Consider the following 23600-nt stretch of genomic DNA (forward strand, 5'->3'; position numbering starts at 1 on the left):
GCTGAGGCGCGTGAGCCCCCCGTGAGGGTGATTGCCCTCCGGGGCTCAGAGGTGTGAGGTGTGACGGTCCCCGATCCACCCCCGAGACAGGCCCTGCGTACGTTCCCGGACCCGGGCCGGCCCCCGCCGGCGGGAACCGGGTGAGCGGCAAGGAGGCACCGCATGTCAGGAGTGGTCAGTACGAGCCCCGCCGTGGCCCGGCCGGCCACGGCCCGGCCGATACCGCAGCACGTGGGCATCATCATGGACGGCAACCGGCGCTGGGCCCGGGCCCGGGGGCTCGACGCCGTCGAGGGCTACCGGGAAGGCGCGCGCCGGCTCCGCGAGGTGTGCGAGTGGGCCGAGCAGGCCGGGCTCACCGCGCTGACTTTATGGGGGCTGTCGACCGACAACCTGAAGCGGCCCGACCAGGAACTGTCCGGCCTGCTTCCGCTGATCGGCGAGACCATCGAGGAGCTGGCCGCCCTCCGGCGCTGGCCCGTCAACCCCATCGGCGACCTGATGGCCCTGCCGGCCCATCTGCGCGTCGCCATGGAACGGGCCCGCGACGCCAGCCACCGGGCGCCCGGCATGACCGTGAACGTCGCGGTCGCCTACGACGGCCGCCGGGAGATCGCCCACGCCGTACGGCAGATCCTGTGCGCCGGCACCATGCCGCCCGCCGACGCCGACGACCCGGCGGGCAACTGGCAGCACCTGATCGCCGAGCACCTCTACACCCGCAACCAGCCCGATCCCGACCTGATCATCCGGACCTCGGGGGAGCAGCGGCTCTCCGGCTTCCTGCTCTGGCAGACCGCCGCCTCCGAGTTCTACTTCTCCGACGTCCCCTGGCCCTCCTTCACCCGTGACGACTTCGACCTGGCCCTGGACTCGTACGCGTCGCGGCACCGGCGCTACGGCTTGTGAACACCCCGCCCGCCACCGGCGAAAGGAGATCGACTACAACACAGGCATGACCTTTGCCACGCGGACCCTGGACCCGACGACCCTCACCGCCGGGGGCCTGCTCCTGCGGCCCCTCCGGGAGAGCGACGAGCCCGCCGTCGCCGAAGCGCTGCGCGACGCGGACATCCTCCGCTGGGCGGCCGGCCACGCCACCGTCCAGGCGCCCGTCCACGAGCGCGCGGCCGTGTGGCTGGGGCCGCGCACGGCCGGTTGGGCGGCCGGGGACGCCTACTTCGCCATCACTGACGGAACGACGGGGGAGTTCCACGGGGCGCTGGGCGTCCGTGAGATCAACCGGCTGCCGGACCAGGCGGTCGTCGGCTACTGGGTCACGCCGCGCTCCCGGGGCCGGGGCGCGGCCCGCACCGCCCTGGACGCGGCGGCCCGCTGGGCCCTCGCCGCCCCCGAGGACGGCGGGCTCGGCCTGCACCGGATCGCGCTCGACCACGTCCTGGCCAACGTCGCCTCGTGCCGCGTGGCCGTCGCCGCCGGCTTCCGCCTGGAGGGAGTGATGCGGGACTTCTTCAAGGAACCCTCCGGGCGGCGCCACGACGCCCACCTGCACGCCCGGCTGGCGACCGACCGCCCCGAGTAGCATCCGCACATGGATGCGAGCGCCGATTTCGCCCCGTGGTCCCCCCGGTTCGTGGCCGACCCCTATCCCGGCTTCGCGGCCCTGCGCGCGGCCGGGCCCGTGCACTGGTTCGAGCCCACCCGGCAGTGGCTGGTGCCCCGGCACGCCGATGTCTCGTCGCTGCTGCGCGACCGGCGGCTGGGGCGCACCTACCTCCACCGGTTCGGCCACGAGGAGTTCGGGCGGACGCCGCCGCCCCCCGAGCACGAGCCCTTCCACACCCTCAACGACCAGGGCCTGCTGGACCTGGAACCACCCGACCACACCAGGATCCGGCGCCTGGTGTCACAGGCCTTCACCCCGCGCACCGTCGAACGGCTCGCGCCGGTCGTCCGGCGGCTGGCCCGCGAACTGGTCGACGGCCTCCTCGCCGACGGCGGCGGCGATCTGATGACGTCCCTGGCCGAGCCCCTGCCGGTGGCCGTCATCGCCGAGATGCTCGGAATCCCCGCCGCCGACCGGGGCCTGCTGCGCCCCTGGTCGGCGGACATCTGCGGGATGTACGAGCTGAACCCCGGCGAGGAGGCGGCGCGACGCGCGGTACGGGCCTCGACCGAGTTCTCCGCCTACCTGCGCGAACTGATCGCCGCCCGCCGCGCCGACCCCGGCGACGACCTGATCAGCGCGCTGATCGTCGCCCACGACGAGGGGGACCGGCTGACGGAGCAGGAGATGGTCTCCACCTGCGTCCTGCTCCTCAACGCCGGTCACGAGGCCACCGTCAACACCACCGGCAACGGATGGTGGGCCCTCTTCCGCCACCCGGAGCAGCTCGCCGCCCTGCGCGCCGACCACGGGCTGCTGCCGGGGGCGATCGAGGAGCTGATGCGCTACGACACCCCGCTCCAGCTCTTCGAACGCTGGGTGCTCGACGACATCGAGATCGGCGGCACCCTCATCCCGCGCGGCAGCGAGGTCGCCCTGCTCCTCGGCTCCGCCAACCACGACCCCGACCGGTTCCCCGCGCCGGAGCGGCTGGACCTCGCCCGCGCCGACAACCCCCACCTCAGCTTCGGCGCGGGCATCCACTACTGCCTGGGCGCGCCGCTCGCCCGCCTCGAACTCGCGGCGTCCTTCGGCGAGCTGCTGCGGCGGGCGCCGGGCCTGCGGCCGGTGACGGAGCCGGAGTGGAAGCCGGGCTTCGTCATCCGGGGGCTGCGGGAGCTGCTCGTGGAGTGCTGAGCCACCGGCCCCGGCTCAGTCGCTGGGGCCGATCACCCGCCCGTCCTCGACGACGGTGATGGCCCCCGCCGGGCAGGAGTCCGCCGCGTCGACGAGCGCCTCGTCCGGCGCGCACTCCCCGTCCGGCCCGTGCGACCGCTCGCCGTCCATCCTGAACAGCCCCGGCGCCAGGGCCGTGCAGATCCCCGAACCCATGCACCGGCCGCGGTCCACCGTCACCCGCCAGACCATCGCTCACCACCCCACCGGCATCGAACGCGGCCCCCGGACCAGCATCTCCGTCTTCCACACGACATCCCCGGCGAGGTGGACGCCGGGCAGCCGCAGGGCCAGGGCCCGCAGCGCCTCCTGGAGCTCCAGACGGGCCAGGGGCGCGCCCAGACAGTGGTGGACGCCATGGCCGAAGCCCAGGTGCTGGTTTCCCTCCCGGCCCAGGTCGAGACGGTCGGGGGAGTCGAACCGCCGCGCGTCGCGGTTGGCGGAGCCGACGGCCACCAGGACCGGCTCGCCCGCCCGCACCAGCGTGCCGCCCACCTCGACGTCCTCGGTGGCGTAGCGGGCGAAGCCCGCGGCCATGCCCAGGGGGACGAAGCGCATCAGCTCCTCGACCGCGGCCGGGATCCGCTCCGGGTCCTCGCCCAGCCGCGCCAGCTCACCGGGGTGCTCCAGGAGCGTCAGCAGGAAGTTGGGGATCTGGGTGGCGGTCGTCTCGTGGCCGGCCACGAGGATGCCCACGCACAGGTCGACCAGCTCCAGTTCGGAGAGCCGTCCGGTGCCGTCCCGCGCCTCGATCAGCGCCGTCATCAGGTCGTCGGCGGGCCGGGCGCGGTGCTCGGCGACGAGCCCGGCCATATAGGCCCGCAGTTCCTCCCGGCTCTTCTCCCACTCCTCGGCGGTGAGCGAGCTGGTGGACAGCGCGTCGTCGCTCCACTTGCGGAAGAGCGGCCGGTCCCCCTCGGGCACGCCGAGCATCCGGCAGATCACGGCGACCGGGAGCGGCAGCGCGAAGTCCTCGACCAGGTCGGCGGGCGGGCCCGCCGCGACCATGTCGTCCACCAGGCCCTCGGCCAGGGCGCGGATGCCCGGCCGCAGCCGTTCCACCCGCTGCACGGTGAACGCCTTGGTCACCAGGGTGCGCAGCCGGGTGTGGTCGGGCGGGTCCATGGAGAGGAGGCCGGCATCGGTCCTGCCCTCCGACTGGCGGGGAGCGTCGTGCTCCTGGGCGGCGGCCCGGCTGAACCGGCGGTCGCCCAGGACGAGCCGGGCGTCCGCGTAGCGGGTCGCGAGCCAGGCCGGCTCGCCGTAGGGCAACCGCACCCGCAGCAGCCCCTCTTCGTGCCGCGCCCGCTCGTACGCCGTGGACAGGGCGAGCTCCTCGGCGTTGTTGAAGGGATAGACGACAGGTTCGTCGTGGGAGGTGGACATGAGACCCCTCTTCGCGATGTAAGCGTCTGCTTACAAAAACGTAGGGCGAGGTGGGTAGCGCGTCAACGGTGCCTTCGGCCAGGGTTGTCGCACCCGCCGGGGGGACACCGGGCGGTCTCGTGGGGAGGAGCGGGATGACCGAGGGCAAGCCCGTACGGCGGCGGCACGCCGACACGACCCGGCAGGCGCTGATCGACGCCGCGGCCGGGCTGTTCGCCGAGCGGGGGTACGACCGGACGACCGTCCGCGCGATCGCCGACCGCGCCGGCGTCAACCAGGCCCTGCTCTTCCGCTACTTCGGCTCCAAGACCGCCCTCTTCGGCGAGGTCATGGCCAACGACGGACGCAGACGGCTGCGCGAGACCCCACCGGAACGGCTGCTGGAATCGGCCCTGCGCGGGCTGCTCGACCCCGCCGGCGACGCCCCCCAGGGCGACCGCTCCCTGGAGGTCTTCCTGCGCTCCGCCGGGGGCGAGGACGAGGTGGCCGACACCAGCCGGCGTCTGAGCGAGGAGTACGCCCGGACGCTGGCCCGGCTCACCGGCGAGGAGGACGCCGAGCTGCGCGCGGCCCTCGTCCTCGCCTGGCTGCTCGGCATCGGCCTCACCCGGCTCGTCGTACGCCAGGAACCGCTGGCCGGCGCGGACCCGGAACGGGTGTGCCGGCTGATGCTCGACGCTTCCCGGACCCTGCTGGAAGGGCTGGCCTGAACGGGAACGGGCCGCGCCGCGTAGACGCGGCTCCCGTCCCGTCTCAGCCCTTTGCGTACTTCACCCGGGCGAAGCCCGCGTGCCACCATCCACCATGCGGCGTTACGACGTGGTGGTGGTCGGCAGCGGCCACAACGCCCTGGTCACGGCGGCATACCTGGCCCGGGCGGGCCGGGGCGTCATCGTCCTCGAGGGAAACGACCGGCCCGGCGGGCTCGTACGCACCGAAGAGCTCACCGTCCCCGGCTTTCTCCACGACACCTACTCCTCCGCGCACCCCCTGTTCACCACCGGTCCCGCCTACGCCGAACTCGGCCCGGAACTCACCGCCCTCGGCCTCACCTACCGCAACTCCCGCTACTGCGTGGGCGTGTCGATGCCCGGCGCGCGGACCGCCGTCCTCTCGACCGACCCCGAGGAGAACGTGGCCGAGGCCGAGCGCCTCGCCCCCGGCGACGGCGCCGCCCTGACCGCCCTCCTCAAGGACTTCCAGCCCCACGCCGGCCCGGTGTTCCAGCTGTTCGCGGCCGAGCTCGCGAGCCCCGCGTCCGCCCGCGCCATCCACGACCTGACGCACGACGACGGGCACTACTCGACCTTCGCCCAGCAGTTCCTGCGCACCGCCCGGGACCTGCTGGAGCACACCTTCGCCTCACCGGTCGCCCACGGACTGCTCGCGCCCTGGGCCCTCCACCTGGGCCGCGGCCCCGACGAGGTCAACAGCTCCTTCTGGACCGTCATGGTGCTCCTCGCCGTCACCTCCGCCGGCATGCCCACCCCCGAGGGCGGCAGCGAACGGCTCGCCCGCGCCCTCGCCGCGCTCACCGAACGGCACGGCGGCCGCGTCGAGACCGGGCGGTGGGTGGAGCGGATCCTGGTCCGCGACGGCCGCGCCGTGGGCGTCCGCACGGCCGACGGCGAGGTCGTGCGCGCCGACCGGGCCGTCGTCGCCTCCGTCAACCCCGACCAGCTCTACCTCGAACTGCTCGCCCACGAGGACGGCGTCGTCCCACCCCTCATCCGGCGCCAGGCGGCCGACTACCGCTACGGGCGCGGCTGCGTACAGATCCACCTCGCCCTCTCCGCACCGCCCCGGTTCGCCGACGAACGCCTCGCCAGGACCGGCCAGTCCCACCTCACCGGCGGCCTCGACGCCCTCTCCCGCTCGGTCAACGAGGCCACCCGCGGCCTCCTCCCGGCGGAACCCACCATCTCCCTCGACACCCCCGCCGCGGCGGACCCCACCCGCTGCCCACCGGGCGCGGCCGTGGCCCGGCTGCAACTCCTCGACGTCCCGCTGCGCCCGCGCGGCGACGCGGCGGGCGAGATCGACACGACGGACGGCTGGACCGACGACGTCAAGAACGCCTTCGCGGACCGCGTCCTCGAACTCGCCGCCCGCCACGTCCCCGGCCTGCCCGGCACCGTCCTCGGCCGCCATGTGATCGCCCCGCCCGACCTCGCCCGCTTCAACCCCAACTGCGGCCCCGGCGACCCCTACGGCGGCAGCCACGAACTCGCCCAGAGCTACCTCCTGCGCCCCCTGCCGGGTCAGCCCTCGCACCGGACGGTCGTGCCCAACCTCTTCATGGTCGGCGCCGCGACCTGGCCCGGCCACGGCGTCAACGGCGGCTCCGGCTACATCGTCGCCAAGGAACTGACCGGACCCGAGCGGGGGTGAACCCGCCCCCGCCTCAGCCGCACAGGGCGGCGTCGGTGAGTTTCCGCACGGCCGCGTACACGGGCGAGTCGTCGGGCAGGGGGTACGTCGCGGTCGTCACCGACACGACCGCCCGCCGGGAGCGGTCCGGGGTGGTGAGGGCCGGCGTGTAGTAGCCGTGGATCTCCCCGGTGTGGCCCCAGGCCGTCACCCCGCAGGAGTTGGGCACCCGGAAGATCCCCAGACCGTAGGGGACGCGGTCCCCCTCGCGGGGGAGGAGCTCGGCGAGCTGTCGCGCGGGCAGCAGCCGCCCGCCGGTGAGCGCGGTGAGGAAACGGTCGAGGTCGGTGTCGCTGGAGATCATCGCCCCGGACGCGTCCGCCACGGACGGGTCGAGCTCGGTGACGTCGACGGGCTCGGCGCCGGGGGAGACCCGTTCGTAGCCGTGGGCGTGCGGGCCCGGGACGCGCGCGTCGTCCCCCGGCACGCTGGTCGCCCGCAGCCCCAGCGGACGGATGACGCGCCGGGTCACCTCCGCTCCCCAGGGCCGGCCCGTCACCGCCTCGACGAGCAGGCCCGCGAGGACGTAGTTGACGTTGGTGTACTTCCAGTCCGTTCCGGGTGCGAACAGCAGCGGCTTGTCGGCGATCCGGCGCACCAGCTCCCGGGCGTCGTAGTGGTCGAAACGGTGCCGCACGAAGTCGGCCCCCTTGGGAACGGTCGAGACGTAGTCGGCCAGCCCGCTGGAGTGGTGCAGCAGCATGCGCACGGTGATCGCGTCCTTGTCGGCGGGCAGCAGACCGGGCAGACGGCGCCGCACCGGCTCGTCCAGTCCCACCTTCCCCTCGGCGACCAGCTGGAGCAGCACGGTCGCCACGAACGTCTTGGTGACGCTGCCGATCCGGTACCGCCCCTCGTACGGCACCGGCCGCCGCCCGCCCAGCGTGGCCGAACCCGCGCGCAGCCGCATCGTCCGGCCGTTCCCGGCCACCAGGACCCGCGCCCCCACGGCGTCACCACCGGCCACCACGCCGTCCAGGGCTTGCTGTAAAACCGCGTCGGACGACCCGGCGGCGGCCGCGGGCACCCCGACCCCCATCCCCACCGCCGCCACCAGAGCGGCGGCGAGCATCCTGACCGTACGGCGCATCGCATCTCCTGCACATCTGCCGGGTGTTCCGTCACCCACGACGGTAGGAAACCGGCGGCCGCCGTCCCATCCGGCCCGCACCCCTCACCCGGGTGTCGCCAGGCCCCCTACGGCAGGTGGCTACTCATGAACCTGCACACACGCGTGCCCGTGCGGCGCGAAGCCGCCCTCGTCGAGCTTCCGCCACCCGTCGACGCAGAACCACGTACGGTCCGGGACCTTCCGGCCCAGCGCCATCCCGTAGAACTGCCCGGGCCGCCAGTGCCGCAGCGCGCTCTTGCCGTCCAGGCCGCCGCCGTACATGTGGAACAGCCCGACGAAGTCACCGTCCGGCGCGGGCGTCGCCGACGCCCGCAGCACGTACCGGCCGTTCGCGTCCACCGTGAGGCACGACTGCCCCCCGCACGCCGTCGCCGCGAAGGCCGTCGGCCCGCCGGCGAGGAACAGGGCCAGGGCCCCCACCGTGCTCACCCCCGCGCGCAAGGCCCAACGCGTCCTCGTCGCCAACCACTTCATCGCTGCTCCGCCCTTCGCTCGTCGATGTGCGACGAGCCTGCCAGCACACCCGGCCCCGGCCTCCCGCACGCTCGCGCCGACCGCCGATATCACCCGAACGGAGACCCTCTACGGTGGGGCGGTGACCGACTCCCTGCTGCTCTGCGCCGACCCGCTCCGCCCCGCCCGCAGCGACCCGCACTTCGCCGCGCAGGCCGCCGCCGCCCACGAGGCCGGCGCGACGGTGGCGCTGCTCGACCACGACGCGCTGCTCGCGGGCCGCGCCGAGGAGGCCGTCCGGCGCGTACCCCGGGGCATCGGACCGCTGTGGTACCGGGGCTGGATGATCCCCGCCACCGGCTACGCCGGGCTCGAGGCCGCGCTCGCCGCCCGCGGCGCCCTCCTGCGCACCGGCGCCGGGCACTACCGCACCGCCCACGAGCTGCCCGGCTGGTACGGGGCGTTCACGGCGGTGACACCGGCGAGCACCTGGCTGCCCTGCGCGCCCTTCCGGGCACCGGGACCGGCGGCGCTCGCGGAGGCGGCGGCACGCCTCCCGAAGGGCCCCGGCATCGTCAAGGACTTCGTGAAGTCCCGCAAGCACGACTGGGAGGAGGCCTGCCACGTGCCCGACCTCGCCGACACCACGGCGCTCCACGCCGTGGTGTCCCGGTTCGTGGAGCTCCAGGAGGACTCCCTGGCCGGAGGCGTCGTCCTGCGCGCCTTCGAGGAGCTGCGCCGGGAGGAGGGCGAGGCACGGGTGTGGTGGCTCGACGGGCGCCCGCTGCTGACCACCGCCCACCCGGACACCCCCGGCCTGACGCCCGAGCCCGGCCTGGACGCGGTCGCGCCGCTGGTGGCCCGGCTCGGGTGCCGGTTCGTCACCACCGACCTCGCCCGGCGCGCCGACGGCGCCTGGCGGGTGATCGAGGCCGGCGACGGCCAGGTCGGCGACCTGCCCGCCGGGACCGACCCCTCGGCTCTGCTCGGACCACTGCTGAACGCGGGCTGAGCCCCGGTTCAGCGCGCCTTCTGCGAGCGCGCTGCCTCGGGGCGCAGATCGCCGAGGGCCAGCCGGTGGCGGGGCGGGCCGGGCAGGACGATGTGGCCGGTGGTGGTCAGGTCCGGGCCGACGTGGAGGAGTTCTCCGCTCTCCAGGGGCCGCCAGCCGGGGTTGTCGTCCATGGCCTCGCTGGCGACGACGACCGCCGGGGCCTCGCTCAGGTCGTGCGAGTGGACGCGCAGCCGTCCGCCGGTGCCGCTGTGGTCCAGGTGCCGGCTGCCGTGCTGGCCGCCCGGCGCGCGCTCCAGCACGAACAGCTCGTGGGTGCCGGGATAGCGCAGCGCCCACAGCTCGTCCCGCGTGGTGAGGACGAGGTTGAGGGAGTAGACGGGCAGCTCGTCGGCGACCCACCGGGCGGCTCGCACGATGCCCGCCGTGACGTCGCCGCCGTGCGCCGCGATCTCACGGGTGATCAGGGCGAAGAACCGCTCCGAGTCGGTGTCGCCGCGCACCGTGGCCCGGGCCGCCGGCCCCAGGTGGGCGTCGAGCGCGTCGAGGCCCTCGATGACGCCGTTGTGGGCGAACAGCCGCCCGTCCTGCTCGAACGGATGGGTGTTGCGCGTCTCCAGCCGCCCGGTCGAGGCGAAGCGGATGTGGGCGAGGAACGTCGCCGACTCCACCTGCCGCGCCTCCTCGGCGAAGGCCCGGTCCGCGTAGGCGGCCACGGGCGCCTTGCGCACCTGCGGCACCCCCGCCGCGTCGAAGAACCCCAGGCCCGTCCCGTCGGGGTCGCGACGGCTCTGGACGCTGAGGCTGTCGGGCGCGTCCAGCAGCCAGAACGTGGCCCGGGCACGCAGCGGAGCGCTGCTCATGCCGAACAGACGGCACATGGGCCCGTCCCCTCTCCTCCGACGATCCCGTCGATGTGCGTCGATCCTGTCGAACCGTCGCGTCCAGCATCGGCGCGCCACGCGCACGCCGACAGTCGGTATCCGGCTGCGTCGCGCCCCGCCCGGCTCAGGCCATGCCGAAGAGCTGCGTCCAGTACGTACCGGCCGGGCCGCCGCCCGCGTAGCCCACGCCGAGGTGGGTGAACCCGGGCTTGAGGATGTTCGCGCGGTGACCGGGGCTGTCCATCCAGCCGCGGACGACCTCGGTGGGGGAGCGCTGCCCGCACGCGATGTTCTCGCCGATGCCCCGGTGGCGCGCCCCGGTGGCCGCCGCCCGGTCCCAGGGCTCGGTGCCCTCGGGGGAGGTGTGGGAGTAGAAGCCGCGCGCGGCCATGTCCGTGCTGTACGACTGGGCCGCCGCGGCCAGCCGGGCGTCGGCGGCCAGCGGCGGCAGACCGGCGGCGGCCCGTTCCGCGTTGGTGAGCGCCAGGACCTCCGCCACCGTGCGCGCCAAGCTCCCGTCGGTCAGCTGCTCGGCCCATAGCGCCGTCCAGTACATGTCACCCGAGGCCGCGACGGCGTGGGCGATGCCCACGTGGGTGAAGGCCGGGTCGTGCGCCGGATGGCCGTCCCGCGCCCGGCCCTCGGCGAGGCAGTAGTCCAGGAACGCGTCGACGGTACGCGGCCCGGACACCAGGTGCTCCGCCATCCGCACGTACGCGTAGCCCCCGGCGGTGACCCGCTGGAAGACCGAGGACCCGTCAGGGCCCGTGGCGTCCAGGCGCCGCTGGGCGGCCATGGCCTCCGCGTGCGCCCGGGCCGCCGCCACGAGACGGGCGTCCGAGGTCAGCGGGGGAGCGCCGACGCGCCGGCGGACGGCGTTGACCAGCGCCGTCGTGGCCGGGTCGGCGTCGGGGGCCGGGCCGTCGGCTCCGCCGTCGGGCTCCGCGCGGTCCTCCGTCACCTCGATGCCGAAGTCGCGGACGAGGCCCGCCAGCCCGTCCGCGTACCCCTGGCCGAGCGCGCGCAGCTTCCACTGCGGCCCGCGCCGGTAGAGCTCGGCGAGCAGCAGCACCGTCTCGTGGACCGGCCGCGCGGGCGCGAACCGGGCGAGCGCGCCCCGGCCGCCGGCGTCGACGCACAGGACGGGCGCGGGCAGTCCGCCGAGCCCGGCACCGGGTTCGGCGGGGGTGACGACCACGGTGACCCGGGTCGCGCCGGGCCGCAGCCGCCGCGGATCCACCGTGAGCCCGCCGGGCGCGAGGCGGGCGCCGGGGACGGTGGGCTGGTTGTAGAAGACGAAGTCGCCGTCGCCGGAGACCTTTCCGTCGTCCCCGGTGATCAGTGCCGAGATGTCGAACGGGCCGGGCACCCGGACCGACACCGGCCCGTCCGGCAGCGGAAGGTTCCCTCCGGAAGTGAGGTCGCGCACCTGGTCCGCCCTTGGTGAGGGAGGCGGGCTGCCACCCGCCCCGGATCGAGGTATGTGCCGGAGGAACGCCCGGCGGACGACGGGGGTTCCCGGCGTCCGCACGGGCCGGGCGGGCGGCGCGATTGGAGGTGTTACTCCTGGTTGGCGTAGTATGACCGGCGTCGCTATCGCGTCCTCGGCCATCTCGTCGTCAGCGAGCCCGGACCGTTCCCGAACCGCTTCGGGGGCAGCCCCAGGGCTCGTCGCGTCGTACCCGGTGTCCGTTCCCGGGGCCGATCCCGGCGAAGCCCAACAGGCCGGTACGCGGTGTCGGCGACTGATCCCCGTTCAGTTCGACAGGCGTCGCCGTCCATCGGCGCGAGCCGGTGGAACGACCCCGGCAGCCGAACGCCGAAGAGGCGCGTAGGGACTTCCAGTCCTTGTCTCCCGGCAGAACGGAAAAACAGCTCGTGGACATGAGCGCGGCCAACAGGAAAGGCCTCAGCCTTTTCGCCCTGATCATGATAGGCCTGGGGTCGATCTTCGGCTCCGGCTGGCTCTTCGGAGCCGGTCAGGCGGCCCAGGTGGCCGGGCCCGCCGCCCTGGTCGCCTGGGTGATCGGCGCGATCTTCATCGGCATGATCGCCATGACGTACGCCGAGGTGGGCGCCGCCTATCCGCTGCCGGGCGCCATGGCCCGCTTCGGCTCCATCTCCCACGGCCCGGTGCTGGGCTTCATCACCGGCTGGGCCGTGTGGATCGCCACCGCCTCGCTGATCCCCATCGAGGCCATCGCGGGCACCCAGTACATGTCCTCCTGGAGCTTCGGCTGGGCCAAGGGCCTGGTCGCCGACGGCCACCTCACCGGCACGGGCATCGCGACGGCCCTGCTCCTGACCTTCGCCCTGTGGCTGGCCTGCTACTGGTCGGTCGAGCTGCTGGCGCGCGCCAACAACCTCCTGACCCTGGTCAAGTTCGCCATCCCCGTCCTCGCGGTCGGCGCGCTCATCGCCTCCGGCTTCCACACGGACAACTTCACCGCCCACGGCGGCTTCGCCCCCAACGGCTGGTCGGCCGTCCTCACCGCCGTCACCGCCTCCGGCGTCGTCTTCGCCTTCAACGGCTTCCAGGCCGTCGTCAACCTCGGCGGCAACGCCAAGAACCCCGGCCGCGCCATCCCGCTCGCGCTCGTCGGCGCGCTCTCCCTCGGCCTGGTGATCTACCTGGCCCTCCAGGTGGCCTTCCTCGGCGCCGTACCCCCCGAGAAGCTCGCCGAGGCCGGCGGCTGGAGCGGCGTCAACTTCGCCTCCCCCTTCGCCGACCTCGCCAAGCTGCTGATGCTCCACTGGGTCGTCACCATGCTCCAGTTCGGCGCCTTCATCTCGCCCAACGGCGCCAACATCGGCAACGTCGCCTCCTCCGCCTACCTGGCGCAGAACCTCGCCGAGACCGGCTTCTTCCCCAAGAAGATCGCCGAGGTCCACCCCCGCTACGGCGTCGCCCGCCCCGCCATGTGGCTCAACCTGGGCTTCTCCGTCCTCCTGCTGCTGACCATCGGCCACAGCTGGGAGGCCCTGGCCAGCGTCGTCTCCGCCGCGATGGTCGTCTCCTACCTCATGGGCCCCATCGCCGTCGGCGTCTTCCGGCAGACCAAGCCCGAGCTGCCCCGCCCCTTCCGGCTCCCGGCCGCCAAGGTCCTCTGTCCCCTGATCTTCGCCTTCGCGGCCTGCGCCCTGTACTGGTCGAAGTGGCCCAACACCGGCAAGGTCGCCGTCCTCACCCTGCTCTCGGTGCCGATCGCCGCGATCGTGCTGCGCCGCCGGGGCGAGAAGGACCTGCGCAAGCAGTTCGCGCCGGCCTGGTGGATGGCCGCGTTCCTGCTGTGGCTCTCGGCGCTGTCGGCGCTGGGCAGTGCGGAGTTCGGCGGTCACGGGGTGATCCCGGGCGGCCTCGACATCGCCCTGGTGGGCGTGTCGGCCCTGGGCTTCTACTTCTGGGCGGTCCGCGCGGGCGTCCGGGCCCACCACGCCGGGCTGCCGGACCCCGACCCGGTGCTCGACGGCGGGGCCCGGCCCGCGCCCGGGACCGAGGACGAGCGGAAGGCCGCCGAGCCCGTGGCGGTCACCGCCGCCTGACGACGGCCGCCGCGCCGTTCAGCGGCGCGTCGCGCTGTGGAAGCCGCCCCGGGCCGGACCGGTCCCGGGGCGGCCGTATGTCGCCGACAGTTCCTCGATGGGGTGGGTGGCCACGTCCCAGCCGTTGGCGCCGAGCCAGTCGCCGAGGCCCGGCCCCAGGCCGCCCAGCCAGAGCGGGGCGATGTGCGCCAGTCCCGGTTCGGCGTCGGTCGGCGGGAGGTCCCGGCCGCGCTCCAGGGCGAGCCGGTCACCCGGCCGGGACAGCCCGCCCAGGGCGAGGAGCAGGCCGGTGGCCTGCTCCTCCGTGAGATACACCAGGAGTCCCTCGGCCAGCCAGGCCGTCCGCACGGCCGGGTCGAAGCCCGCCTCGACCAGCAGGCCGGGCCACTCGGGCGACAGCAGGTCGGCCGGCACCGCCGTGCGGGCGCAGCGCGGCCGGGCCGCCCGCCCGGCCAGGACGTCCTCCTTGAAGGCCAGCACGGGCGGCAGGTCCAGCTCGAAGAGGCGCACCCCCTCCGGCCAGTCCAGCCGGTGGGCCCGGGTGTCCAGCCCGGCGGCCAGCAGGACCGTCTGACGGCACCCGGCCGCGCTCGCGGCCAGCAGGAAGTCGTCGTAGAAGCGGGTGCGGATCACCGTGTGATGGGCGATGGCGGTGGCGTACGGACCGGGCCGTACGGCCGGCTCGGCGGGGTATCCGGCGGCGGTGAGGAACGCGGCGGCGTAAGGGTCCGTGAAGAGGGCGTCCGGGCGTTCGCTCTCCCGTGCCCGGACCCGGGCGACGGCCAGGGCCGTCCTGCTGACGGGGCTGAACGACGCGGCCCGGGTGGGCCCGGTGGCGGGTTCCGATGTGGTCATGGGGGCAGGATGCCCACCGGCGCGGCCGGGGACCGTGACGAGCGCCCGCGCGCCCGCCGGGTCCGGCGGGCGCGCTCGGGCGGTGTCGCTCAGACCCCCACGGCCTCCTCCATCTCCTCCTCCGCGGCCTCGGCGGCCGCCGCGGGGGCCACGGGCGCCGCGGGCCGGGCGCGCCGGGCCTCGGTGGCCCAGGCCGCGCAGACGGCCACGACGCCGGCGAGCAGCCACAGCGCCAGCGTCCACACGTGCCCGCCCAGGCCCGCGTGGTCGAAGTAGACGAGGCTGCGTACGCCCTCGACGAACCCGGCGCCGTTCCAGAAGGAGTGCAGCGCGGCGAAGAAGCCGTTCTGCAGCTCGGGGCGGTAGACGCCGCCCGCGCTGGTGAAGTTGAGCATGACGAAGAGGACCATCACGCCCAGCGTCGTCCAGCGCTTGAGGAAGGTGTGGAGCCCGGTGCCGACGAGCAGGACGCCCGCCGAGTAGACCCACGCCATGGCCCACAGCCCCGGCAGGCCCTGGTCGACCAGGTGGAAGACGGGCCCGGCGAAGACCGCGCCGATCACACTGACGACGAGCGACATGGCACCGGCGAGCGCGATCCGCAGCCGCATCGGCAGCACCGCGCCCGCTCCGCCGATCACGGCGACGGAGGCGTACGAGCCGATGCTCAGCGCGACCAGCAGGAAGAAGATGCCCTGTCCGGTGGGGTCGCCCTCGGCGGGCGGCACCACGTCGGTGACCTTCAGCGGGGCGCCCTGGCGCGCGGCCACGGGCTGGAAGACCTTCTGCACGGCGACGGCCGTGGTGTCCGAGCCGGCCGAGGCGGTCAGCAGCTCGGGGGAGCGCTTGCCGGGCAGGTACGCGCCGAAGATCTTCTGGTCCTTGAGCTGCCGGACCGCCTCCTCGCGGTCGGCGACGGTCCGTACGGCCAGGCGGTCGCCCGCCTTGTCGCCGATGGTCTGCGCGAGCACCTGGGTGCCGGTGCCGGAGCCCACGACCGCGACGGGCAGCCGGTGGGGCTCCGGGTGGGCGAACGCGCCCAGGTAGGCGAGGCCCATGCCGACGCACATCAGCAGGGGGGTGAGCAGGTGGGTCAGCACATGACGCAGTGCGCCGCCGTTGGTGGATCTCATCGACACCCTCAAGATAGTTGGCAAATGCAACTCTTCCTTCAAGTTGTACTCTACAACCACATGGCCTGAAAGGAGTCCCCGTGCCCCACCGTGACGAGTCCGTGGAGATCATCCAGCGGGAGCTGACCGCCTTCGCCCGCCGCGCCCGCGCCTCGGCGGCGCGGATGCACCCCGAGCTCTCCCTGGTCTCCTACACCCTGCTCTCCCACCTCGAGGACCAGCGGGGCTGCCGCGCCACCGACCTCGCGGCCCACTACCTCCTGGACAAGTCCACGGTCAGCCGGCAGATCGCCACGCTGGAGCGCCTCGACCTCGTCGAACGCCGCGTCGACCCCGACGACCAGCGCGTTCAGGTGCTCCATCTCACGGCGGCGGGCCGGGAGACCCTCGCCCAGGTCGCCGCGCGACGCCACGCGGCCTTCCAGGAGCGCCTCGCCGACTGGAACGAGGACGACCTCGCCGGCTTCGCCGCCCAGCTCCTGCGCTACAACGCGGCGCACGATTCGTCCGGGGGCGCGTAGGCGTCGCCGGGAGCGGTCTTCGACGGTGATCGAAGCGCTCGACGGTGCTCACCAAGGGTGCGGATGATGTCGCTGTCGGTGGCGGTGAAGCGACTGCTTCAGGACACCGCCGCCGCCTTCCGTGACCGTCGCAGAAAAGGACGCACCATGCGAATCGTCTCCGCCGTCACCATGTCCCTCATCGCGCTCATCCTGCCCGCCACCAGCGCCTTCGCCGCCCCGGCGGCCGGCCCACCGGCCTGCCCCAGCGGCTCGGTCTGCTTCTTCAGCGGCTCGGACTACCACGGCTCCAGCTGGGAGTGGACGGCCTCCAGCGGCTACCGGGACATGCCCCCGGCCCTCCACGACAACGTCGGCTCCTTCGTGGCGAGCACCGACGCCTGCTTCATCAACTGGGACCCGAAGGAGACCCGCCAGGTGCACAACGGTGACTGGCGCAGGGCGTACGGGGGCGACTTCGGGGGCCGGATCGACGGGGTCAACGGAGGCAACTGCTGACGCGGTGACCCGCTGAAACGCCTGCGGGTCCCGGCGGGGGAGGCCGGGGCCCGCAGGCGGCGCGCCAGCGGCGACGTCAGGCGGCGGCCACCGCCGCCGCTGACGTCTCCGCCTCCGGCTCCTGGTCGCGCAGCCCCTTGAGGAGGACGACCAGCGCCGCGCCGACCGCCGTGCCCGCCGCGATCGCGACGAGGTACAGCAGCGGCTGCCCGATCAGCGGGACGACGAAGGCGCCACCGTGCGGGGCCCGCAGGGTGCAGCCGAACGCCATGGACAGAGCGCCCGTCACCGCGCCGCCCGCCATCGCGGACGGGATCACCCGCAGGGGATCCGCCGCCGCGAAGGGGATCGCGCCCTCGGTGATGAAGGAGGCGCCCAGCACCCACGCGGCCTTCCCGTTCTCCCGCTCGGCGCGGGTGAACAGCCGGCCGCGCACGGCCGTGGCCAGGGCCATCGCCAGCGGCGGCACCATCCCGGCCGCCATGACCGCCGCCATCACCTTCAGGCTGCCCGCGTTGGGGTCGGCCAGCCCGCCGACCGCGAAGGTGTACGCGCACTTGTTCAGCGGGCCGCCGAGGTCGAAGCACATCATCAGGCCCAGCACCGCGCCCAGGACGACCGCGTTCGTCCCCGACAGGCCGCCCAGCCAGTCGGTGAGCGCCTTCTGCAGCGCGGCGACCGGCTTGCCGACCACCAGGAACATCAGGAACCCGACCACCGCCGACGAGAGCAGCGGAATCACCACCACGGGCATGATGCCGCGCAGCGCGGGCGGCACGGCCACCCGCCGGACGCCCAGGACGGCCGTCCCGGCGAGGAGACCGGCGATCAGCCCGCCCAGGAAGCCCGCGTTCACGGTGAGGGCGATCGACCCGCCGACGAAACCGGGCACGAGACCGGGCCGGTCGGCCATCCCGTAGGCGATGTAGCCCGCCAGCACCGGCACCAGGAACGCGAAGGCGGCCCCACCGGTCTGGAAGAACAGCGCGGCCCAGCTCGCGGACTCGGTCCACAGGAAGTGGTCGGCGACGGACGGTGCCTTGTTCACCTGGTAGCCCCCGACGGCGAAGGCCAGGGCGATCAGCAGACCGCCCGCCGCGACGAACGGCACCATGTGGCTCACGCCCGTCATCAGCCACGTGCGCAGCCGGGTGCCGAATCCGTCGCCCGCCCGGGCCCCGGCGTCCATGGGCACGGCGGCCGGGCGCGCCGCCGCGCGGACCTCGGCGATCAGCTCGCCGGGCCGGTTGACGCCCGCCTTCACCCCGACGTCCACGGTGGGCTTGCCCGCGAAACGGGCCCGCTCCCGCACCTCCACGTCATGGGCGAGGATCACACCGTCGGCCGCCGCGACGACCGCCGGATCGAGCCGCGTGAACCCGGCGGAGCCCTGCGTCTCGACGGCGATCTCCACCCCCGCCTCCCCGGCGGCCCGCCGCAGGGCCTCGGCCGCCATATAGGTGTGCGCGATCCCGGTCGGGCAGGACGTGACAGCGACGATCCGAAACGGCCGCGGCCCGCGGCCGCCGCCCATGGCGGATGCCGCCGGCTCGGCCACGGCCGGCTGTACGGCGGCCTCGCCGACGCGGGGGGCACCGACCGGGTCGGGTGCCTGGGCGGTTTCCACGGTCCCGGCCACGCCCGGGCGCGGGGCAGTCTCCGAGGCCGTGGCCGGCTCCGGAGCCCCGGCCGGGGCGGGGGCCTGGGCTGTCTCCGGGGTTGCGGCCAACTCCGGGCGCCGGGCCGTGGCCGTGGCCGGTGCCCCGGCCGGGGCCCGCAGCCCGGGCGGCTGGCCAGCCCGGGCCTCCTCCCGCGCCGGAGGCGCGTCACCGCGCAGCAGCGCGGCGACCGCCTCCGCGCTCTCCGCCGCCCGCAGGGCGGTCGTGAACTCCGGGTCCATCAGCTGCCGCGCCAGCGCCGACAGGATGGTGAGGTGGTCGCTGTTGGCGCCCGCAGGGGCGGCTATCAGGAAGATCAGGTCCGCCGGGCCGTCCGGCGCCCCGAAGTCGATCCCGGCGGACGCGCGGCCGAAGGTCAGGGTGGGCTCGGTGACGTGCTCGCTGCGGCAGTGGGGGATGCCGATGCCGCCGTCGAGTCCCGTCGGCATCTGGGCCTCGCGCGCGGCCACGTCGGCCAGGAAGCCCTCCAGATCCGTGACGCGGCCCAGCGCCCGCATCCGTTCGGCGAGCGAGCGCGCCGCCGCTTCCTTCGTACCGGCGGACAGGTCCAGATCGACCAGTCCGGCAGTGATCAGTTCACTCATCGCGGGCTCCCTTGCACGCGCTGACGCCCGTCGGGCGGTGGTGGTGGACCGTCGGCCAGCGCGCGGTCGTACGGCACCGTCGCCGTGACCGTCACCGCCTCCGGCACGAGATCGGCCGGACCCGGCATCACGCTGCCGGGCAGCCCCACGGCCGCCGCGCCGTGCGCGAGGGCCGAGGCCAGGGCGGCGGGGCCGCTCCCCCCGGCGGTGAGGAAGCCGGCCAGGGACGCGTCACCCGCTCCGACATCGCTGCGCACGACGGCGACGGGCGCCGTCCCGAAGTGCGTACCGCTGTCGTCGACCAGCAACTGCCCGTCCGCGCCGAGGCTGGCCAGGACCGCCCGCGCGCCCAGGGTCCGCAGCTCGGCCGCCGCGTCGGCCACGTCGCCGATCGTGGTCAGCGGACGGCCGACGGCCTGGGCGAGCTCGTGGACGTTGGGCTTGACGACGTCCGGGCGCTCCCGCAGGGCCGCGGTGAGCGCGGGCCCCGAGGTGTCCAGCGCGATCCGGGACCCGCCCGCGTGCGCGGCGGCCACCAGCCGCCCGTACCACTCGGGGGCCAGGCCGCGCGGCAGGCTCCCGCAGCAGGCCACCCACTCCGCATGGGCCGAGCGTGCCCCCACGGCGGCGAGCAGGGCGTCCGCCTCGGCCGTGGCCAGCACGGGACCCGCGGCGTTGATCTTGGTGAGGGTGCCGTCCGGCTCGGCCACGGCGACGTTCACGCGCGTCGAGCCGTGGACGGGCACGCCCGCCACCTCGATGCCGTGCCCGTCCAGCAGCCGCTCCAGCAGCTCGCCCTCCGCGCCGCCGAGCGGCAGCACCGCGACCGTGCGCCGCCCGGCGGCCGCCACGGCACGCGAGACGTTGACGCCCTTGCCACCGGGGTCCACCCGGTCGGCACCGGCCCGCAACACCGCGCCGCGCTCCAGCCGGGGCACCTCGAAGGTGCGGTCCAGGCTGGGATTGGGAGTGACGGTGACGATCACGCGCGGACCACCGCCGGCCCGGCCAGCTCGACGGCCCGGGCGTCCTCGGCCGACAGGCCCGCGTCGGTGACGACCACATCCACGTCGGCCAGGTCGCCGAAGCGCGCGAAGTGCCGCCTGCCGTACTTGCCGGAGTCGGCGAGCAGGACCACCCGCCGCGCCGCCCCCGTCACCGCCCGCTTGACGGCGGCCTCCGCCAGATCGGGCGTGGTCAGACCGCCGTCCAGCGAGAAGCCGTTGGTCGCCAGGAAGGCGACGTCCGCGTGGATCTCGGCGTACGCGCGCAGCGCCCACTCGTCCACGGCGGCGCGCGTCCGGCGCCGCACCCGGCCACCGACCAGGTGCAGCGCGATGCCCGGGTGGTCGGCCAGCCGGGCGGCGACCGGCAGGGCATGGGTGACGACGGTGAGGGAGGAGTCCAGGGGGAGCAGCCCGGCGAGGCGGGCGGCCGTCGTGCCCGCGTCGATGATCACGCTGCCGTCGGCGGGGAGCTCGGCGAGCGCGGCCCGTGCGATGGCGTCCTTCTCGTCCGCCGCCGTGGTCTCGCGCTCGGCGAGGTCCGGCTCGAAGTCGAGCCGCCCGGCGGGGATGGCGCCGCCGTGGACCCGCCGGACGAGCCCGGCCCGGTCGAGGGCCTTGAGGTCGCGCCGCACGGTCTCGGCGGTGACCCGGAAGTCCTCGGCGAGGGAGAGCACCTCCACCCGGCCGCGCTCGCGGGCGAGGCGCAGGATCTCCTGCTGACGCTCGGGTGCGTACATGAGGGATTACTTCCGTTCGATGCCCGAATCTGTGGTTTCCGCTCACCCTAGTGGCAGGATGGCAGCGAAGTAAACAGAAACGGGCAATCAAACGGGCATGGTCGGGCATCGCATGCGGAGCGTCAGCCGCATTCACCGGCCGGCCGCGACCGGGTGACGAGGTCGGGGTACCCGGTGGTGGCGTCGATCCACACCACCCGGGTGCCACCCGCGGCGGCCGCCCCCAACTGCTCACCCCGGTCGCAGGAGACGCGGCCCTTGCGCGAGCCGTCGGTCGAGAACTGCCACAGCTTGGACAGCGTCTCGTTGCGGAGGGCGCTGTCCGGCGTCCTCGACGTGACGGTCACCGCGTCCTCGGAGGCCGTGAGACCCACGCCGTACAGCGCGTCCTCACCCTGCCCCGGGCTGATGTCCACGACGCCCGTGCCGTCGAGGCCCACCCGCCGCACGGCCGTCCGGGCGCTGTCCTTGACGTCCTTGACCAGCCAGAAGACGTGTTTGCTCGTGATCGCGGTCCGCCCCAGGCCGTGCGGCGTACCGATCTGCGGCAGCACCGTCACCTTGCCGGTCGCGATGTCCAGCAGTTTGGTGTCCTGGCGGTAGACGCCCTGGACGCGGCCCGAGTCGGTGTAGGCGATCCGGCCGTCGCTCAGGGACGGCCGTGCCGTCTCGGCCCAGAGCTTGCCCGACGCCGGCTGGACCTCCGTCGGCCCGATCTCACCGATGCGCAGGTACACCACGCGGTTGCCGCCCTTGCGCAGACCGATCTCGAAGACCACGTCCTTCCCCTCGACCCGCGGCGCGTGGACTCCGTGCCGGTCGGCGTACAGCTTCTTGACGGGCCCGCCGGCGATCGGCCGCGCCAGGACCTCCACCCGGTTGCCCCGGTACGCCACCCAGACCACCGTCCTGCCGTCGGTGGCCGGCTCGACGTGGTTCCGGCCGTCATGGGGGCTGATCAGCTTCTTCTCACCCGTGCCGTCCGTACGCCCGGCCCAGACCGAGTTGGCCTCGGTGCCGCTCTCGTTCGACGCCGGCGCGACCCACCAGCCGCCGCCCGCGCCCACGTTCGTCCTGCTGCTGGTGACCCTGCCGAGGAGGCGGTCGGAGTCCACGCCGATGGCGAGCTCCCAGCCGGGGACGATGCCGTGGGCCGTGAAGGCCCGTTCGACGGCCCTCAGATCCTTGCCCGTGACGCCGAGTTCCCCGGCGGCGGCGATGACGGCGTCACGGCCCTCGGTGAAGCCGTCCAGCGGGGTCATATAGGCGGTGAGCGCCCGGTGGACGATCCTGTCGGCGAGGGTGCGGTCCAGGTCCTTGCGGATGTCCCAGAGGGCGCCGGAGAAGATGGTGGAGTTGAGGTGGACGCCGCCGTTGTCGGTGGCGAAGCCCACGCCGAGGAAGGACGTGGCGGTCGTCCTGCCGTCGTTCATGTCCCGGACGGCGCACTCGCGCGGGGATTTGGTGCGGCACAGCGTGTCGCCCAGCAGTCCCGACGCGGGGTCGTCCATGGACGTGCCCCGGGCGTCGGTCTTGACGGCGGCACCGAAGTAGTCCGCGATCGCCCCGGCGAGCGCTCCGGACTGGCCCGCGTAGACGAGCCCGGCGGTGCGCTCGACCACGCCCTGCGTCATCACGTGGCCGACCACGTCCAGGGCGGCGGAGAACGGGCGGTACTCCGCGTCACCGTTGCCGTACGCCGCCTTGGAGCCGGCCCAGAAGGCGTTCTTGAGCGGGTGCCCGTAGTCCCAGACGCCCACCAGGGAGTCGACCGCCATGCCCCGGCCGTCGATGCCGTCCCGGCCGAGGACGGACAAGTAGTAGTCGTGGACCTTGCCCGCCGCCCAGTGGGCGTCGACCGCGCCGGTCTCGGTGGCCTCCTTGCCGAAGGCCGGGGTCGCCGAGCCGAACTCCTTGAGGCCGGTCGGCCAGGTGCCGGCCAACTCGTCGGCGCTCCTCCGGCGTGCGTCCCAGGTGGTGATGGGCTTCCCGCCGCCGTCCCGTGCCCGGGAGTAGTCGCGCATGACGTATTCCTTGCGCGCCTCGTCGCGGTCCAGCCGCAGCTCGACGGTCGTCCCGTCCGCCCTGACGCCGGAGCCCGGCGTCGCGGTCCCCGGCGCGGGCGGCCGGGGCGCGTCGGGGGTGCCGTTGGAGTCGTACGGGCCGGTGGGGAAGCGGTACGAGGGCACGTCGAACGTCCTGATACTGCTGTACTCGAGGACCGGGTAGCCGTCGGCGGCGTCGATGTAGACCTCGTCCAGCACCGGCGCCCCGGAGGCCGGGTCCGTGCCGCGCACGGTGACGTGCCGGGCGAGCACGCCCGTACCCCTGGGCAGGACGACCAGGCCGCGCGCGGTGCCGGTCAGCGGCTCCTCTTGTGCCTGCCGGGCGTCGAGCCGTGTGAGCGTGGCGTCGACGGCTCGCTCGACAGCGATTTCCTCACTCACCTCGGGCGTGGTGCCGGTGGTCAGCGCTGTGAAGTACTTGCCGGACGTTCCGGTCACGACCCGTTTACCGTTCTGACGCTTCATGCGGACGATGTACTGCCCGCCGAGGACGTCCACACCCCGGTGTTTCTGCTGGAACCGCACCGTCTCCGAGGTTCCGGAGGCGGTGGTCCGCAGGGGCGCCAGGTCACGCTTCCCCTGGGCAGTGAGATGGCCGAGCGCCACGTCCACCGCGCTCCCGGTGGCCGCCGTCGTCGGCCCGGTGGCCGCGTCGGCGGGCGCCGCCGAGACGACGAGTGCGGCGGCGCTGATCAGCGCCGCCGCACTCGTGAGTGAAGCTCTCGGTCTTGCTGTCCGTCTTGCCGTCCGTGCTCTGGGCTCGCGCAAGGTTTCCCCCTCCGACAGCAGGAACAACTGTGGGTGGAGCCATGCAAGCGGTGGTGCGTCGGCCCATCAATGGGCCGGGTGACTGCGCGAGTGGAATCAGGCCTTGATC

General features: G+C 74.2%; 21 protein-coding genes. 9 read left to right on the forward strand and 12 right to left on the reverse strand.

Annotation, left to right across the window (positions count from 1 at the left end; translation table 11 throughout):
- Window positions 1–162: 162 nt before the first annotated feature.
- Genes uppS through ACX9I7_RS26755 form a run of 3 tightly spaced genes read left to right on the forward strand, consistent with a single transcriptional unit; the run spans window position 163 to window position 2764 of the window.
- Window positions 163–909, forward strand: coding sequence for a polyprenyl diphosphate synthase (uppS, locus tag ACX9I7_RS26745; protein WP_459388776.1), 747 nt, complete (start codon window positions 163–165; stop codon window positions 907–909).
- A 46-nt stretch (window positions 910–955) separates the two neighbouring features.
- The gene (locus tag ACX9I7_RS26750; protein WP_459388777.1) at window positions 956–1543 is read left to right on the forward strand and encodes a GNAT family N-acetyltransferase; all 588 of its coding nucleotides are present in this window, start codon (window positions 956–958) and stop codon (window positions 1541–1543) included.
- A gap of 9 nt (window positions 1544–1552) precedes the next feature.
- Entirely contained in the window at window positions 1553–2764 is a 1212-nt protein-coding gene (locus tag ACX9I7_RS26755; RefSeq protein ID WP_459388778.1) for a cytochrome P450, read from the forward strand.
- 15 nt (window positions 2765–2779) lie between these two features.
- Here ACX9I7_RS26755 and ACX9I7_RS26760 read toward each other — a convergent pair whose 3' ends face one another.
- A complete protein-coding gene (locus ACX9I7_RS26760) occupies window positions 2780–2983 on the reverse strand; it encodes a ferredoxin (protein ID WP_387569879.1) in 204 nt (67 codons plus the stop codon).
- 15 nt (window positions 2984–2998) lie between these two features.
- Window positions 2999–4189, reverse strand: a complete 1191-nt coding sequence (locus tag ACX9I7_RS26765) for a cytochrome P450 (RefSeq protein WP_459388779.1) — start codon at window positions 4187–4189, stop codon at window positions 2999–3001.
- A gap of 134 nt (window positions 4190–4323) precedes the next feature.
- On the opposite strand from ACX9I7_RS26765, the gene ACX9I7_RS26770 reads away from it, so the two are divergent.
- Together ACX9I7_RS26770 and ACX9I7_RS26775 are read left to right on the forward strand one after the other, a co-directional pair.
- On the forward strand, window positions 4324–4899 hold the full coding sequence (locus ACX9I7_RS26770; RefSeq protein ID WP_459388780.1) for a TetR/AcrR family transcriptional regulator: 576 nt from the start codon (window positions 4324–4326) through the stop codon (window positions 4897–4899).
- Window positions 4900–4978: 79 nt separating this feature from the next.
- A complete protein-coding gene (locus ACX9I7_RS26775) occupies window positions 4979–6580 on the forward strand; it encodes a phytoene desaturase family protein (RefSeq protein ID WP_459388781.1) in 1602 nt (533 codons plus the stop codon).
- A 13-nt stretch (window positions 6581–6593) separates the two neighbouring features.
- Here ACX9I7_RS26775 and ACX9I7_RS26780 read toward each other — a convergent pair whose 3' ends face one another.
- Both ACX9I7_RS26780 and ACX9I7_RS26785 read right to left on the reverse strand, forming a co-directional pair.
- Window positions 6594–7709, reverse strand: coding sequence for a serine hydrolase domain-containing protein (locus ACX9I7_RS26780; RefSeq protein WP_459388782.1), 1116 nt, complete (start codon window positions 7707–7709; stop codon window positions 6594–6596).
- Between the two features lie 120 nt (window positions 7710–7829).
- Window positions 7830–8180 (reverse strand): hypothetical protein, encoded by a 351-nt coding sequence (locus ACX9I7_RS26785; RefSeq protein ID WP_459388783.1) that lies wholly within the window; start codon window positions 8178–8180, stop codon window positions 7830–7832.
- 166 nt (window positions 8181–8346) lie between these two features.
- Between ACX9I7_RS26785 and ACX9I7_RS26790 the strand changes: the two genes are divergently transcribed.
- Window positions 8347–9216 carry an ATP-grasp domain-containing protein gene (locus ACX9I7_RS26790; protein ID WP_459388784.1) on the forward strand — a complete coding sequence of 290 codons (870 nt, stop codon included), beginning with the start codon at window positions 8347–8349 and terminating at the stop codon, window positions 9214–9216.
- Window positions 9217–9224: 8 nt separating this feature from the next.
- Here ACX9I7_RS26790 and ACX9I7_RS26795 read toward each other — a convergent pair whose 3' ends face one another.
- The gene (locus ACX9I7_RS26795; protein WP_459388785.1) at window positions 9225–10097 is read right to left on the reverse strand and encodes a class II glutamine amidotransferase; all 873 of its coding nucleotides are present in this window, start codon (window positions 10095–10097) and stop codon (window positions 9225–9227) included.
- A 127-nt stretch (window positions 10098–10224) separates the two neighbouring features.
- Window positions 10225–11529, reverse strand: coding sequence for a CAP domain-containing protein (locus ACX9I7_RS26800; protein ID WP_459388786.1), 1305 nt, complete (start codon window positions 11527–11529; stop codon window positions 10225–10227).
- A 449-nt stretch (window positions 11530–11978) separates the two neighbouring features.
- On the opposite strand from ACX9I7_RS26800, the gene ACX9I7_RS26805 reads away from it, so the two are divergent.
- On the forward strand, window positions 11979–13643 hold the full coding sequence (locus ACX9I7_RS26805) for an APC family permease (protein WP_387569903.1): 1665 nt from the start codon (window positions 11979–11981) through the stop codon (window positions 13641–13643).
- Window positions 13644–13661: 18 nt separating this feature from the next.
- On the opposite strand, the gene ACX9I7_RS26810 is transcribed toward ACX9I7_RS26805, so the two are convergent.
- Window positions 13662–14498 carry an SAM-dependent methyltransferase gene (locus tag ACX9I7_RS26810; protein ID WP_459388787.1) on the reverse strand — a complete coding sequence of 279 codons (837 nt, stop codon included), beginning with the start codon at window positions 14496–14498 and terminating at the stop codon, window positions 13662–13664.
- An 89-nt stretch (window positions 14499–14587) separates the two neighbouring features.
- Window positions 14588–15631, reverse strand: a complete 1044-nt coding sequence (locus ACX9I7_RS26815; RefSeq protein WP_387570269.1) for a hypothetical protein — start codon at window positions 15629–15631, stop codon at window positions 14588–14590.
- A gap of 80 nt (window positions 15632–15711) precedes the next feature.
- Here ACX9I7_RS26815 and ACX9I7_RS26820 point away from each other — a divergent pair, with 80 nt between their 5' ends.
- Complete coding sequence (locus ACX9I7_RS26820) at window positions 15712–16152, forward strand: MarR family winged helix-turn-helix transcriptional regulator (protein WP_229820023.1); 441 nt, start codon at window positions 15712–15714, stop codon at window positions 16150–16152.
- A 147-nt stretch (window positions 16153–16299) separates the two neighbouring features.
- Window positions 16300–16650 carry a peptidase inhibitor family I36 protein gene (locus tag ACX9I7_RS26825; RefSeq protein WP_358633480.1) on the forward strand — a complete coding sequence of 117 codons (351 nt, stop codon included), beginning with the start codon at window positions 16300–16302 and terminating at the stop codon, window positions 16648–16650.
- A 76-nt stretch (window positions 16651–16726) separates the two neighbouring features.
- On the opposite strand, the gene ACX9I7_RS26830 is transcribed toward ACX9I7_RS26825, so the two are convergent.
- From ACX9I7_RS26830 to ACX9I7_RS26845, 4 genes are all read right to left on the reverse strand, one after another.
- The gene (locus tag ACX9I7_RS26830; protein ID WP_459388788.1) at window positions 16727–18913 is read right to left on the reverse strand and encodes a fructose-specific PTS transporter subunit EIIC; all 2187 of its coding nucleotides are present in this window, start codon (window positions 18911–18913) and stop codon (window positions 16727–16729) included.
- Entirely contained in the window at window positions 18910–19899 is a 990-nt protein-coding gene (gene pfkB, locus ACX9I7_RS26835; protein WP_459388789.1) for a 1-phosphofructokinase, read from the reverse strand. The genes ACX9I7_RS26830 and pfkB overlap by 4 nt, the downstream gene beginning before the upstream one ends.
- Window positions 19896–20657 carry a DeoR/GlpR family DNA-binding transcription regulator gene (locus tag ACX9I7_RS26840; protein ID WP_358634710.1) on the reverse strand — a complete coding sequence of 254 codons (762 nt, stop codon included), beginning with the start codon at window positions 20655–20657 and terminating at the stop codon, window positions 19896–19898. Before ACX9I7_RS26840 ends, pfkB begins: the two co-directional genes overlap by 4 nt.
- A 122-nt stretch (window positions 20658–20779) precedes the next feature.
- On the reverse strand, window positions 20780–23491 hold the full coding sequence (locus ACX9I7_RS26845) for a M4 family metallopeptidase (RefSeq protein WP_459388790.1): 2712 nt from the start codon (window positions 23489–23491) through the stop codon (window positions 20780–20782).
- Window positions 23492–23600: the final 109 nt, after the last annotated feature.

The sequence above is a fragment of the Streptomyces sp. L500 genome (genome assembly GCF_054551825.1).